11 protein-coding genes are annotated in these 13,978 nt (G+C 44.7%); 3 read left to right on the top strand and 8 right to left on the bottom strand.

Annotated features, from left to right (window positions below):
- Positions 1 to 6 precede the first annotated feature (6 nt).
- Genes ACXAER_RS11230 through ACXAER_RS11200 form a run of 7 tightly spaced genes read right to left on the bottom strand, consistent with a single transcriptional unit; the run spans position 7 to position 6,574 of the window.
- Entirely contained in the window at positions 7 to 582 is a 576-nt protein-coding gene (locus ACXAER_RS11230; protein WP_474829261.1) for a hypothetical protein, read from the bottom strand.
- 10 nt (positions 583 to 592) lie between these two features.
- A complete protein-coding gene (locus ACXAER_RS11225; protein ID WP_474829259.1) occupies positions 593 to 1,726 on the bottom strand; it encodes a DUF3570 domain-containing protein in 1,134 nt (377 codons plus the stop codon).
- Complete coding sequence (locus tag ACXAER_RS11220) at positions 1,713 to 1,967, bottom strand: DUF4266 domain-containing protein (RefSeq protein WP_474829257.1); 255 nt, start codon at positions 1,965 to 1,967, stop codon at positions 1,713 to 1,715. Before ACXAER_RS11220 ends, ACXAER_RS11225 begins: the two co-directional genes overlap by 14 nt.
- A 2-nt stretch (positions 1,968 to 1,969) precedes the next feature.
- Positions 1,970 to 2,494, bottom strand: coding sequence for a TlpA family protein disulfide reductase (locus ACXAER_RS11215; protein WP_474829256.1), 525 nt, complete (start codon positions 2,492 to 2,494; stop codon positions 1,970 to 1,972).
- A 10-nt stretch (positions 2,495 to 2,504) separates the two neighbouring features.
- Complete coding sequence (locus ACXAER_RS11210) at positions 2,505 to 3,134, bottom strand: outer membrane beta-barrel domain-containing protein (RefSeq protein WP_474829255.1); 630 nt, start codon at positions 3,132 to 3,134, stop codon at positions 2,505 to 2,507.
- The gene (locus tag ACXAER_RS11205; RefSeq protein ID WP_474829253.1) at positions 3,104 to 3,859 is read right to left on the bottom strand and encodes an SH3 domain-containing protein; all 756 of its coding nucleotides are present in this window, start codon (positions 3,857 to 3,859) and stop codon (positions 3,104 to 3,106) included. The genes ACXAER_RS11210 and ACXAER_RS11205 overlap by 31 nt, the downstream gene beginning before the upstream one ends.
- A 3-nt stretch (positions 3,860 to 3,862) precedes the next feature.
- Positions 3,863 to 6,574, bottom strand: coding sequence for an HzsA-related protein (locus ACXAER_RS11200; protein WP_474829251.1), 2,712 nt, complete (start codon positions 6,572 to 6,574; stop codon positions 3,863 to 3,865).
- A gap of 475 nt (positions 6,575 to 7,049) precedes the next feature.
- On the opposite strand from ACXAER_RS11200, the gene ACXAER_RS11195 reads away from it, so the two are divergent.
- Genes ACXAER_RS11195 through ACXAER_RS11185 form a run of 3 tightly spaced genes read left to right on the top strand, consistent with a single transcriptional unit; the run spans position 7,050 to position 12,421 of the window.
- On the top strand, positions 7,050 to 8,309 hold the full coding sequence (locus tag ACXAER_RS11195) for a hypothetical protein (RefSeq protein ID WP_474829249.1): 1,260 nt from the start codon (positions 7,050 to 7,052) through the stop codon (positions 8,307 to 8,309).
- A 1-nt stretch (position 8,310) separates the two neighbouring features.
- On the top strand, positions 8,311 to 10,791 hold the full coding sequence (locus tag ACXAER_RS11190) for a LamG domain-containing protein (protein ID WP_474829247.1): 2,481 nt from the start codon (positions 8,311 to 8,313) through the stop codon (positions 10,789 to 10,791).
- Positions 10,792 to 10,801: 10 nt separating this feature from the next.
- A complete protein-coding gene (locus tag ACXAER_RS11185; RefSeq protein ID WP_474829245.1) occupies positions 10,802 to 12,421 on the top strand; it encodes a hypothetical protein in 1,620 nt (539 codons plus the stop codon).
- Positions 12,422 to 12,485: 64 nt separating this feature from the next.
- Here the strand turns inward: ACXAER_RS11185 and ACXAER_RS11180 are convergent, their stop codons facing one another.
- Positions 12,486 to 13,454 carry an FAD:protein FMN transferase gene (locus tag ACXAER_RS11180; RefSeq protein WP_474829243.1) on the bottom strand — a complete coding sequence of 323 codons (969 nt, stop codon included), beginning with the start codon at positions 13,452 to 13,454 and terminating at the stop codon, positions 12,486 to 12,488.
- Between the last annotated feature and the right edge of the window lie 524 nt (positions 13,455 to 13,978).

Here is a 13,978-nt window from a genome sequence, read left to right as displayed (position 1 = left end):
CGTGTCCTACAGCACACTTGCGGTAAATTCAGGCTGATGCTTAGAAGTGGAATCAGAGATTTTTAGTTCAATCGCTTGTGGATCTTCACTTTTATCAAACGTCAACGAAACGGCTCGTTTATAGGGTCTATCTTCAGGCCCGATACCAACAAAAAATGCCGTCAGCTGGTGCTTGCCTTGACTTAAGTTACCTAAATACAGGCGCTGTACACCACCGCGTTCTAACGCATTAACTTGTCGCTCGGTATACAAATAATGCGTAGCAAGCTCATCATCTATCAAGAGTTCAACTGAATCGAGCCCGAAATAGGTACCCACATCTAACGCCAGATAGACTGCAACTTGCGTACTTGACGGAAAAAGCAAATCTTCTTCAAGAATAAATAGATCTCGATTTAGGCCAATCAAGGCTTTTTTGAGGTCTTCAATTTGTTCTGCTATAGGCACTTCTAACGCTTGTTCTTCTGCAATAGCTAAATTATTCAAAGAGGCTATAACCACAATCGTGCACACCACACTTCGAACTGCCGCGGATACAAACGAAAATAGATAGAAATTTTTTACTGCATGGTAAATTGTCATTGTTGTTTTCCTAATACCATATAGATACATAAGCGCGGATCACGTTTGCAGAGAAGCTGAAAAGCGCCTCTTCTCCGGCAGGGCCTCCAGCCGTCGCGTCACGAAAGTCATCGTAATTAAACTGCATATAGTCATATTCAAAGTTAAACGCGCTTTTTTCTATGAGTGCTTCTGATGAAAACTGCCACTCGTAAGTAACCCCAATACCGCCAGATACACCAGAATAAGTCGACAGTTCTTTATCTCGGGCCATAAAAGTAAATTCGTCAGCCCGATTGAAAATATCTTGGTAGAAGTTCGCTTTATCTTGCTGATAAAAGCGAATGTGAGCGTCTAAAATCCACGCTTTGCCAAACGTGTGTATATACCCCAGCTTTGCATTGGTTGCTTTAATGCCCCAAGTATCTGTGTAATAGCGCAGGTCGCCATAAATACTTGCGCGATAGGGCAAGTAGTAATTTGCATTAATAGAGAATGCATTACTGACTCGCGTTTTTGGATAAACTTCCGTTATAAACGAAAAGCCTCGAGCGCTATCTTGATCTAGATAACGAATGGCGCGGTAGGGATTGTTTAGATAACCTTCATCGGATACGTTTTCAGCGTTAAAGCCCACAATCATATTCTTAGTAACAACTTGCGTAAGACCCACGCCGAACTTTTGTCGCGCCGCTTCTTCTAAAAAGCTTTCATCTCCAACACGACGAATTTCATCATCTCCTCTAGAGTAACTTAGAGCGAGTGTGGTTAAGTCTCCGAAAAAGTCTTGACTGAAGCTAAGGTGATACGAGTTGGCTTCAAAATCGTTTTCGCTTGAATTGGTGTAACTTACATTCATCAACGTTTTATTGTGAAGAAAGTCAGCCCCAATGGTCGTCTCGGTGCGCTCTTCTTGGTATTTACTCGCTTGAGCGCGCACGTCAATGGAAGCCCCCGATATTGCATCAACATAATAATTTGCTGAAACTGATACCTTATTACCAATTTTTTTGCGCAGCAAAACGGAAGGCCCATCTATCGACACACCATCTCCGGAGTAACTGTGATACATGACATCCGAACGGTCTTGTGGCAATACAGCCGCAACGGCACTGTAGCTAAATATAATTGAAATTAAAGCTAACCAACGCTTAGTTGCACCCACAGCCACCTCCTGCACCGCCGTCTGCGCCTCTAGCTCCCTCTCTGGCCTCAAAAACATGTTTGGTGTAAGCCGTTGCAACAGGGTTACGATTCATACTCATAATAGGGTCGGCGAGGTTACTGCGCTCATAGGGTTTTACCCAAGGTTCAATATTAGCAATCTCTTCCATTGTGCTTACACAGCCAGATGTAGCGAAAACACACATCGAAAGAAGCATGCTTAGCTTAAGTTTTGTTTTCATTGTTATTCCCTTAACAACGCTTTAATGGCTTGTTCATAACGCTTTTCATCACCCGATTTATATCCCTTATGAATTAATCGAGTATTGCCATCACGGTCGACCATGACAGTAGTTGGCATGGCAGAGACATCGTAGAGCTTACTCACATCACCATTGGTGTCGAATAATACAGGGAAGCTCACATCAATATCTTTCAACAATACATTGGCTTTTTCAGGGTCATCATCCACATTTACCCCGTATATCGTCACGCCTAAATCGGCATACTCTTGGTAAAGCGACTCAAACGCAGGCAATTCTTCTCGACAAGGTCCACACCATGATGCCCAAAAATTAACGATAACAATGTTACCTACTTCTTCACTCAAGCGATGATTGGCACCATCCCGCCCTTTAAGAGTAAAGTCTGATGCTGGGGTATTTTTAGTTGCGGCATGAGCATCTGTACACACTAGTAAGGCAGTACTGAGTAGAATAAAAACACTCGCAACGAGGCTAGTTATAGGGTCTAAATTTTTAACTTTCATAGGGTCTTACTCAAAAAAAGAACGTCGCACCAAGGGTGTACTGAATGTTATGGGTATTTTTCTCTTCGCCTATCAGTTCGCTGTTAAAAATGCGATCGCGCACATCTAAACGAATGGCAAAAAAATCGGTAAGTAACACGCGATAACCTGCTCCAACGCTCACAGTAAACTGACTTTCACCACCGAAATCTGTATTTCCTCCACCTAATGTGAAGTAAAGGTCCGTGTTAAATACGGTGTTATCGGTGATGAAAAGCTCGCCATTGGCGTTATATCCAACAGATAAGTCGTAGTAGCGATACTCTCGCTCATCGTCGGTTAAAAAAGGTGCACCACCTGACAATATTTCGAAGCTAGTTTCTCCGGCATCCGCTTGCGCATAGCTTGCCTCAGCAAAAATATTTTCAGTGATGTGATAACCAAGAGATACGCCAACAACGGCTGAGGAAGAAAAGTCCTCAATACTCACTTGACCAGCAAACAAGCCAATTTCTATATTTTCGCTATCAATGTCGGCTTCACGTATTTCGCGACGATCTAAATCTGGTTCGATCACAGGGGTTTGCTGTGCGTATGCACCTACACTCATAATTAGCGCAGCTGCACCACCTAAAAGAACACAGAAAGGCCTAATGTCCATTGATTTAACTCCTCTAAGTCATCGCGTTCAGTTAGCGCCGTCAACCGCTTATATTCAGCTCTAACGACAAAATTTTTAGTAAGGTAATACCTTGCACCAGCCCCAACCTCTAACAGATCATTAGTTCTCGACTCTGCTCCGCTTTGCACCAAGGTTGCGCTAGGTTCAGTGCGTATTTGCCCTGCGCCTAAAGTGAAATAAGGAGAAAACTCCCATTCGGGGAATGTGTAATGCTGAAGGCGCACCAACCATAACCTGTTATCTGAAAAATTGCCTAACGCTTGCCCAGCGCTTACTTCTACAGCTATGTTATCGGTGAGTACCCACGCCGCGCTTATCATCATGGCGCTAACGTCTTCTAACTTCCCACCATGTAAACCAAACTCCCAAGTACGTTCGGCATAGCTAGAGAAAGTGCGTTCTGGTAGTTGTATTTCACTATTATCAAGGCCAAGAGTGGCCGCCAGTGCTCTTTTTGCTATCCATCCTAGTTTGTCATTGGCGGTTCGGACTTTGTACCAGCCAGTGTGTGACTTCAGAACGGAGATAACCTCGCCCTTTTTAATAACATGGAAAACCGGAAATTCAGAGGCAGGTCCTGTATGCATATCTGCATATTGCTCAACTACTTTTACTTCAATCTCGTCCGCAGCGTAGGCTTTGTTTAAGTTACTCGCACTAACTATCAAAAGCACAAAACAAATCAATAGCGATACTCTGTTCATTGCTTAGTCCTGAGGCGTGTCGAAAGGGTTGTTATAGTACTGCGCACCTACGTCGAGCCATTCGGCGATAAGGCGCAATTCAGCCTTACTTAGCCAACCTGCGTGTGAGCCACTAGTGAATTGAGAAAAGAAAACTGTGCTAGCTGCCGCGTTCCCTCCACGCGCTGATGCACGAACAGTAATTGTTGTTAACACCGGAATAGGGTTGCCCTCGGCATCCAAGATAAGTTCACCGTCTTCATCGGTTTCGAAAATTGGATTACCGTTACCGTCTACTGCCTGTACCAGTTTATCAAGCAAAACACCCTCTACCACTTCCACTTCGGCATCATTAAACAACAGTTCACGAAAGCCCGTTAATTGGTCTGCGTTTTCCAGTGAAGGCTGATTTGTTAAGTCTAGCTGAGCAGCAGGAACTTGTGTCATTCCATCGGCATCGCTTGGTGAATGGCAGCTTACGCAAGTGTGATCACTTACTAACATTCCTTGGGAATCAAACGTGGTTCGAGGGAGTTCGAATAGTGGCTGAATGTGGTCAGGATAGTTGATCACAATCCGGCACAAGCTAGTCCAAGCTTGGGCACAACTCTGAGAAATAGGAATTGCTGTGGTCATATCACCATATGCGTATGAAAAAGATTCGGCCACTTCATTTGTTGCGGGGTCAGTCCAAATATCTTCATACATAATGTCAGCGCTTGGGAAAACGTCACCTGTTATACGCGCCCTAGTCTCTGCCATCGTTTCGCCTAAATCAGCAAATAGTGCAGGGTTTGCACCAGGGTGAGGGCCACCAGTATTTGGCGCACCCAAATTTATTGATGGATATTCAGCGTCTAATCTACCATGGGGTAATTCACTGTCGCTTGTGTGGCATCCATTACAAGTTTTCACCTCGCCGGGTACCAGTTGAATCCAGTTGTTGTGTCGAGGCGAAACTCGCATGCCGTCTTGGTTTAAAAAGCTAAATGACAGTGGTACGTTTGCTGGCAAATCAAGCATGACAGAGCCGTCCGGTTCAACCATTTCGTAGCCTAAAATCTCGCGCATTAGCAAATTTCGAGATGGCCCAAAATCGCTGCGCTCAACCTCTATAATGTCGTCATCAGGAATGGATACACTTTTTACAACCCGCACGAAGCGAATAGGTCTCTGCTGCGGCGCTGTTAACGCTGGGTTGGCCATATCAGTGATCCCCAAAGGTGTAACATCTTCGCCCGAGAAATCGTAAACACTTCGAATATGAATCCTTCCTAAGCCTTGCTCTGCAAGTTCACTACTATAATTTTCAGCCTGCTCATAGTCTTGGGGAAATCCGCGCTGCTCCATAGACACCACCTCGGTGTACGCAATGCTCTCCTGTGGCGGTGCAATCACTTGCTGCGTATTAGTAACGGGATCGTACATCCACAACCCATAAAGTTCAGGGGCAGCGTCTACATTTTCTTCTGTGAGAAGTTCTTCAGTGCAGGGAACTATTTTACGCTCGTCGCTACTTTGCTCATCGCTTTCTGGTGCCAAAACTCGGCATTGACTCCAAGTAAAAAGCTGCCTTCCACTGCCATCAAATAACGGGTATAGAGACGATACGTAGCCGCCAAGGGAAAGCGGAGACTGTGTATCAATCGTGTCAAAGAGCGCTGGAATTTGCCCGGGCCCTGCAGCGCCGTCGTTTGCCGCTACAGGCGTATCTCGATCAATGAAGTCGCTAGTATTTAGTTGAAAGAAGTTCCCACCTAACCGAGTGCGTTGATATTCACTTACAGCCACAATGACTTGCCCATCAGGTGTTATTCGGCTTTTGGTAAAATGTTGGTTACTGCCTTCGAAATCATGACTGTGTCGACCATAGACAACCTCTAATTGACTGCCGTTTGGGTTCATTTGATATAAATGCATGCCCTTGTCACCTGCTGCTTGGTCCCATCGCGTGAAAAGCACTTTGCCATTTGGGAGCACTAGAGGATCGAGGTCATGACTTTGATTGAATGAAATCTGCGTTATATCGGTACCATTAGCGTCCATAACATGAAGCACAGACGCAGCGACTTGAAGGCTTTCTTCTAAACCTGAGTATTGGGCTTTACCCTCGTCAATCAAAATCGCTTGATTAGTACGCTGACGAGTAGAACTAAAAACAATACGGCCATCAGGTAGATAGACTGGGCTCGTATCTTCTCCTGCTTCAGCAACAATATCTGAGGCGATAACTCTTCGTAGCGAATCGCTTAGTAAGTTATATTCCCAAATATTCCACGTTGGTTGTTCATCGTCATCAGCATCTTCAATTTCCGGAGCTCGCATGGCGAAAAGCAAACGAGTGCCGTCGTAAGAAGCTTCTAAATCTTTGACATCGTATTGTAGCGTAACGAAGTCTTCAGAGCCTTGTTCGTCAGAGTCAGTTTCTAGAAAAACCCGGTCAGTGATATTGATTTCTTCACTGCTTACCGCGGCCCTGTTTTTGATAAAAAGTGCGGCACCTGGGATGAATTGAGTAGGGGTTCGAAGATCGATATCAATTTGATTTCCAGCGTCGTCAACAGGAAGCGTTCGCTTTATAAACGCGATTGGAATATCGACAACGACAGGATCAGGCTCTTCATTGCTTTGAGAAACAACAGATTCACCACAACCAACAAGCAACAATGCAATTAACACGCACACGCTGTGCAGCGCCAAATAACTCGCGTTTTTTTGGCTTAGTAAAAGTTTCATGGTCCCTGAACCTCTAACTGAAAATACCTTTCCTAAAACATTTTATTTATCAGTGAGGAAACAACCAATACTCATTTTTAAACGGTAAAGCGATATGCTTAGGCATTTTAACGGATAAACATTGGGTGGCCATTTACATACCACTGACATTTGTAAATGTTGCTCCATCATTCCATTAACTGCGAAATGACTCAAGCTGAAAAAGTATAAAAAAGGATATTTTTCCATACCATTCCACGTACCAATTGTGCTTTTCGTCCTAGGTAACGAAAAAATTCACAGCGTCTAAACGCTGCTAATGGCGAACACTGGACTGACCAGAATGCCTTATTTCACGTGTTTTTTAGTAACTACGATGTTAAAAAAATTGGCTATTAGTTATTAGAATTCAAACGTAAAAAAAGAATTAACACTTTACACATATGCAACTGGTTGGTTTCATAGCGCATAATTGTGAAAATTAGGACAATAAAAAGTGCACGAAGCAACTAGTTCACAAAAAATTAAGCACGGTGAATATCGAAAAACGCTCAAGATAGCGATAAAGGCTCTTTCACTATTTACCTTTTCAATTACTCTTGCTGCTAACGCATACGCCGGCGCGCGAGAACAAGCCATGCGCATGCATGAAAGGTTGGCTGGCGTTCCTGCCTCGCCAGCTACGCTTGCAGAAATGCAATTGCTGATAGAAAACGGTGATGTTGATAGCGCAGCGTATCTTGCTATGGAACATCCCGCTTTTTACAACGCCACGTTGAAGACTTGGGTCGCGCCTTGGACAAATGAAGCTTTCGATAAGTTTGAACCACTCAACGACTACATTGCTACCGTAATAGGTATAGTGAGAGACGATGTTGATTTTAGAGAAATCTTAACCGCAGATATCTTGTACATTGGCAGTAATACCCTCTCATTGCCAGCATATAGCAATAATAACAATAGCCACTACCTTGCTATGGAAGACGAGGTAATCGATCTAAAAGCGAATCTTGTTCAAACTACACAATCTGCTGTTACAGGCCTGCCAAGTGAAGCTACAGCCGGCATCATGACAACTCGAGCGGCGGCTAAAGCGTTTTTTAAAGACGGCACTAATCGAGCCATGTTTCGCTTCACTTTGATGAACCACATGTGTACTGACCTTGAAGGTGTTGCCGACATCACCCGACCACCTGACAGAATTAGACAAGACGTAAGTAGAAGCCCAGGTGGAGACAGCAGGTTATTCCACAATAATTGCGTAAGTTGCCATTCTGGTATGGACCCTTTAGCTCAAGCATTTGCCTACTACAACTACCGCTATGATGCTAACAGTGATCCCGAGGGCGAGCGCGGTGCAATTGAATATAACGACAGTAGCACTGTAGACCCTGTGACTGGTACGCGTGTGCAAAAAAAGTACTTGAACAACGGTAATAACTTTGTACATGGTTTCGTCACTGAAGACGATAGTTGGGACAACTACTGGCGAGAAGGCGTGAATTTTAATCTTGGGTGGTCTTCTGCGCTATCAGGTTCTGGTCAAGGCGCTAAATCTATGGGACGAGAGTTAGCAAACAGTCAGCAATTCGCACAATGCCAAGTGAAGAAAGTATTCAAAGAAGTATGTCTTCGCGAGCCACAAGACAGCGAAGATCGCGAGCAAATAACGAACATGCAAGCTCGCTTTGCCGCATCAGGGTATCAAATGAAGTCAGTGTTTGCCGACGCAGCAAACTACTGTAAGGGAGAGTAAGATGCCCCAATATACACCTAAAAAAATCATGTCTCGCAACGTAGCTATTATTGTCTTTGGTGCACTCCTTACAGCTTGTGGAGGTAGTGATACCGTTGTTGAACCTACTCCACTACCGCCTCCTACTGAGCAGCCTGTGGTCAATTATACTGGCCCAGCACCAAGCACTGACGACGTTGCTAATTTCAAGCAAGCATTGTGGGATAATATGGCGACAGCAGAGCGGTGTGGCGCTTGCCACACACAAGGAGCGCAATCTCCCACATTTGCCCGTAATGACGATATTAACCTTGCTTATGCCGATACGGGTATCTTAGTAGACTTAAGCCAGCCGAGTGAATCTAGATTAGTGACTAAAGTGGCCGGTGGACACAATTGCTGGCTCACCAGTGACAGTGCTTGTGCAGATATCATGACCACTTGGATAACCGACTGGGCGAGCGCTTCAGAGCAACTAAACCAAGCGACGGAAATTGAGTTACAGGCGCCTCCAATTAAAACTCCGGGCTCCACAAAAAACTTTCCAGAAAGTCCCGCGCTATTTGAATCTACTGTCTATCCAATACTGCAAACTTATTGCGCTAGTTGCCACACCAATAGTGCTACGATCCCCATCTCACCCTACTTTTCGTCAAGCGATATCAATGAAGCTTATGAAGCAGCAAAAGATAGAATGAACCTAGATACACCCGCGAACTCTCGTTTTGTCGTTCGCCTTCGCGACGAGTTCCACAATTGCTGGAGCGATTGTGAGTCCGATGGAAACGCTCTGAGTGAGGCGATTGAAAGCATGGCTAATGGAATTGAGCTGACAGAGCTAGACCCAAGCTTGGTCACCTCTAATGCCCTTTCCTTATTTGAAGGTACGCTTGCAAGTGGAGGGGGGCGCTATGAACAAAATACCATTGCTAAATGGGAGTTTAAAACTGGCTCTGGTAACACAGCCTTTGACACATCAGGCGTAGATCCAGCGCTAGATTTAACCTTATCTGGTACCTACAATTGGGTTGGAGGCTACGGTATTCAGTTGAGTGGGGGTAAAGCCCAAGGAAGTACAACAAATAGTAAAAAGTTGTATGATCTTATTTTGGGCAGCGGCGAATTTGCTATTGAAGCGTGGGTTGCCCCCGCTAATGTTACACAAGAAGGTCCGGCTAAAATTGTAAGCTACTCTGGCGGACGAGACAGACGTAACTTCACGTTGGGCCAAACACTTTATAACTACGACATGTTGTTGCGCTCAGCAAGCACAGACATTAATGGTGAACCTGCGCTTTCAACTGATGACGCGGCTGAAGTATTGCAAGCCGCACTTCAACATGTAGTGGTCAACTATGACGCCAATAATCGCCGCCGCATATATGTTAACGGCGAATATACGGGTGATGTCGATTCAATTGAAGGAGGCAACTTACTCGATTGGGACGACAGCTTTGCGTTTGTGCTTGGCAGCGAGGTGTCTGGTGAAGACGAGTGGGCAGGTACCATACGAATGGTTGCCATTCACAACCGAACCTTGTCTGATGACGAAATAATTAAGAACTTCGACGCTGGCGTCGGTCAACAATATTACCTTTTATTTGGAGTAAGCGACCTGATTGATGTACCAGAAAGCTATATTGTCTTTGAGGTAAGTCAATTTGACTCTTTCAGTTACCTTTTTGCAGAACCGTTTTTCATTTCTCTTGATAACACCGTAGCAATTCCCGATATTGTTGTAGAAGGGTTGCGAATAGGCATCAACGGTAAAGAATCGTTTGCAGGCCAAGTGTTCTCTACTCTAAACACTCAAATTAGTAATACAACTTATAGTGCCCAAAGCGGTGCTCCTCTGTCACGACAAGGCACAATCATTCCCCTAGAAAAAGGGCCAGAGTTAGATGAGTTCTTCTTAACTTTTGAAGTTCTTGGCAACAATCGAAATGTAAGGGTAGCTGCAACCCCTCCGGCACCAGCAGAGCAATCAGACCTTATTCCTCAGTCTGACATAGGTACAAAACACTTTGCACAAATCAATGCGACTATGTCAGTGTTGACAACGGTGCCTATGAACACTCCGACGGTAAACAATACATTTGTTCAACTAAAGCAACAGTTGCCGTCGGTAACTGACATAACAAGCTTTTTAGCTTCAAATCAAATGGCTGTAACACAATTAGCTATCCGCTATTGTGATACCTTGATTGAAACAGACAGCTTACGAAATGCGTACTTTCCGGATTTTGATTTCAGTCAGCCAGCCAATACAGCATTTAATGGGGCGGCGCGTGATAACGTACTGAATCCCATCATTAGTCATATGTTGCAAGACAACATTGAATCGCAAGCAGACAGCGACTTGGTGCGCGGCGAAGTAAACCAACTTGTCGATCGCCTTACTCTATGTGGTTCGGGTACTAATTGTAACGCGCAATATACAAGAACCGTAGCAAAAGCGAGTTGTGCCGCCGTGCTAGGCAGTGCCACAATGTTGATACAGTAGGACAAGGAACATGGCTAAATTAACATCTCATTTTTTCAAAAAACGTCCTAAACAGGCCGCCAGCGCAGATGCGCCCTTGTATCATCTTGATCACGGCAAGCCCATGACAAGACGAGAATTTATAGCACAAGGCTTTTGCACAGGTGCAGCTACTGTAGTGGGTGGCTCGGTATTAAGTTTGTTTGCTAATCCTAATAAAGCTCACGCCGCGCTATCTCCAGATTTAGAAGCACTGAAAGCCAGTTGTGGCATTGCGTCTCAGGGGGCGGGCAAGATTCCTTTCATAACTTTTGACCTAGCAGGAGGCGCAAACATAGCGGGGTCAAACGTGCTTGTTGGCGGACGTGGCGGACAGTTAGATTTCTTGAGCACTTCGGGTTACAGCCGACAGGGGTTGCCTGGAGACATGGTGCCTTCAATAGCCAACCCAGATACGGGGCTTTCCGATTTTGTTAATACTGAATTGGGCTTAGCATTTCACAGCGACAGCGCTTTTTTACACGGTATTTTAGACAAAGTCAGCATAACCAACCGTGCGAATATCAACGGAGCAGTTATTCCTGCTCGCTCAGAAAATGACACAGGCAACAATCCTCACAATCCGATGTACGGCATAAACCGTGCGGGAGCAGACGGCTCGTTATTAACGCTAATAGGCTCTCGCAATAGCGATTCCGGTGGCAATTCTATGGCCCCTGCAGCAATGATAGATGCTGCCGTACGTCCAACCAAGATAGATAGACCTGCAGATGTCACGGGGCTTGTTGATACCGGCGATCTAGTTGGCTTGCTCAGTCAAGAAGATTCCGTTGCGGTTATGGAGTCTATCCAACGTATTAGCGACATGAAGCTAAATAAGGTTAATACACAAATTACCGCTGATGAGGTGATAAAAGACATGGTTCGCTGCGGTTATGTTAAAAGCGCAGATATCACCGATCGCTTTGGCGACCCGACTACACTCAGCCCAGAGTTAGATCCGAATATAGTGGGTGAATCGGGTATCTTCAGTGAAGAAGAGTTTAACGGTGATGGTGAATTTAGAAAAACCGCATCGGTTATGAAACTAGTGATGAATGGATTCGCGGGTGCCGGAACGATTACCATGGGCGGTTACGACTATCACGATGGAAGCCGAGCAACCGGCGAAGTGCGAGACAGGCGAGCAGGACGTTGCATGGGCGCATGTTTAGAATATGCTGCACGCTTGGGCACGCCATTAATGATGTACGTTTGCAGCGATGGTTCGGTATTCAGTAACGGCATGGTCGACGATTCCGAAAATGGGCGCGGGAAAGGGGTATGGACAGGAGATAATTCATCCACATCCGCCTCATTCTTCCTTGTTTATAATCCAGGTGGTGCACCGCAGTTAATTGGCGCTAATGCCGATACACAAGCGCAGCACCAACAGCTTGGCTACATGCGTAATGACGGGTCGGTAGAAACTGCCTCAACGCCAGCAGCGAACAACGTAAACTTGCTAGTTGAGACCGTGATATTAAATTATCTGGCGTTACATGGCGAGCAAGGGCAATTTGCTCAATTATTCCCCGGACATGGCTTAGGGAATACTACATTAATGGATAGCCTCACCGCTTTTGAACCGATAGTAAGCGGTACAATCTGAAATTAAGCTAAGAGAAATAATAGAAAAGCACAGCGCAAGCGTTAGCACTGTGCTTTCTGTTTTTTCATTGCGTTAGCCCGCTTGAATAATGCAGCTTGCGCGAACTGTCTAACACAATTGCTTCGTAATCAGGCAACGTATTAATCAGTGAAATTCCCGCACGTACGCCCATCACAAACACGGTAGTAGACAATGCATCATTGGTAAGACTAGAAGGGCCGATAATAGAAACCGACTGTACTTCATAAGCCGACTTACCTGTCTTAGGCGACAAGATATGATGATATCGCTCGCCACCCTCTTCAAAAAAACGCTCGTAGTCACCTGACGTTGATATAGCTATATCTTCAAGGGGCAATGTAACTGCCTGTCGGTCTTCATTTCTTGGGTCTCGGATCCCCACAATCCATGGGCGACCGTGCCTATCACCTAATAATCGCGTATCACCTCCGGCAGTGACAAGCGCATGCTCAATTCCCATTTTTGCAAGTGCATTAATAGAAACATCTACCGCATACCCTTTAGCAATACCACCTAGGTCAATTTTAACATCTGGATGAAGGAAGCTGATCGAACGCGACGCACTATCTAAAACAACATGACGATAATTTACTGCGTCGAGCACACCGTTTATTTTTTCTTGCGATGGCTTTGTGCGCGACCTGTAGTCATACATAAACCCCACGCTAGCAAACGTTATATCGAACGCACCCTCACTCAGTTCACTGAATGTTAGTGCCTTTTCAACAACGTTGAAAAGAGCTTCATCTACTACCACAGGTTTGCTAGCGGCATAATTGTTTACGGCATAAAGTTGGCTTGACGAGATATAAGGGCTCATCATCTGATCTACTGCATTCATTTGCTCAAAAACGCTTTCAATCGCCGCTATACCTTTATTGTCCTCCTCTGCCCAGACTTGAACCTCGATATTGGTTCCCATGATATAATCTTCGCCATAATGCCATTTGGCAGCGGCATTAGGGTGTGCAAAAAAAGCGCTGAGCCATGCCAGCAATAAAAGCCTTCTCATTTTCTTTTAACCTGGGTTGATTTCAGCACCACATTATCACAATTCGCTAATTTTTATGCGCTAAACGAAACTCTGAAGCAATACATATCTTCGCTATAACTGTGCAATAAGTAATTAATCCCTCCTCCAAAACCTGTTTGTAAAACGCTACACGCTACTGAGAAAAATCTACATAGTCCTATATTTTTCGACTGCTTACACAACAATTTAAAAATCATAAAAAACAATAAATCCTTACAATTCAATATCATATATAGAATTTCAAAATGACTTAATATTTGGCACAGTTCACGCATACATTAGACTAACGGATGAGTTCAGAACGTAATTTGTAGCTAGGAAGGCTTTAGCGACGGAGAGGCCAAGTTACATAAATATCAAAGATTGAAGGTAACGACATAGGAAGCATATGGAATGGTTACCAAGGATATAAGGATGTATCAGTTTTTGAAATTTAAGGATGACTGAAGAAGATTCGTGAAATTGCTGGTCGATGATGAGGTTAGGTAATAGATAACCTAGAT

This window comes from Alteromonas sp. AWJ4_199 (genome assembly GCF_056159165.1).
Note: the sequence above shows the minus strand (reverse complement) of the source record. Positions and strands in the feature narration are given on the sequence as shown.

What these genes read in the sequence shown, in the direction of transcription:
- ACXAER_RS11230 (WP_474829261.1), bottom strand. Translation starts at nt 582, where the DNA reads ATGACAATTTACCATGCAGTAAAAAATTTCTATCTATTTTCGTTTGTA.
- ACXAER_RS11220 (WP_474829257.1), bottom strand. Translation starts at nt 1,967, where the DNA reads ATGAAAACAAAACTTAAGCTAAGCATGCTTCTTTCGATGTGTGTTTTC.
- ACXAER_RS11215 (WP_474829256.1), bottom strand. Translation starts at nt 2,494, where the DNA reads ATGAAAGTTAAAAATTTAGACCCTATAACTAGCCTCGTTGCGAGTGTT.
- ACXAER_RS11210 (WP_474829255.1), bottom strand. Translation starts at nt 3,134, where the DNA reads ATGGACATTAGGCCTTTCTGTGTTCTTTTAGGTGGTGCAGCTGCGCTA.
- ACXAER_RS11205 (WP_474829253.1), bottom strand. Translation starts at nt 3,859, where the DNA reads ATGAACAGAGTATCGCTATTGATTTGTTTTGTGCTTTTGATAGTTAGT.
- ACXAER_RS11200 (WP_474829251.1), bottom strand. Translation starts at nt 6,574, where the DNA reads ATGAAACTTTTACTAAGCCAAAAAAACGCGAGTTATTTGGCGCTGCAC.
- ACXAER_RS11190 (WP_474829247.1), top strand. Translation starts at nt 8,311, where the DNA reads ATGCCCCAATATACACCTAAAAAAATCATGTCTCGCAACGTAGCTATT.
- ACXAER_RS11185 (WP_474829245.1), top strand. Translation starts at nt 10,802, where the DNA reads ATGGCTAAATTAACATCTCATTTTTTCAAAAAACGTCCTAAACAGGCC.
- ACXAER_RS11180 (WP_474829243.1), bottom strand. Translation starts at nt 13,454, where the DNA reads ATGAGAAGGCTTTTATTGCTGGCATGGCTCAGCGCTTTTTTTGCACAC.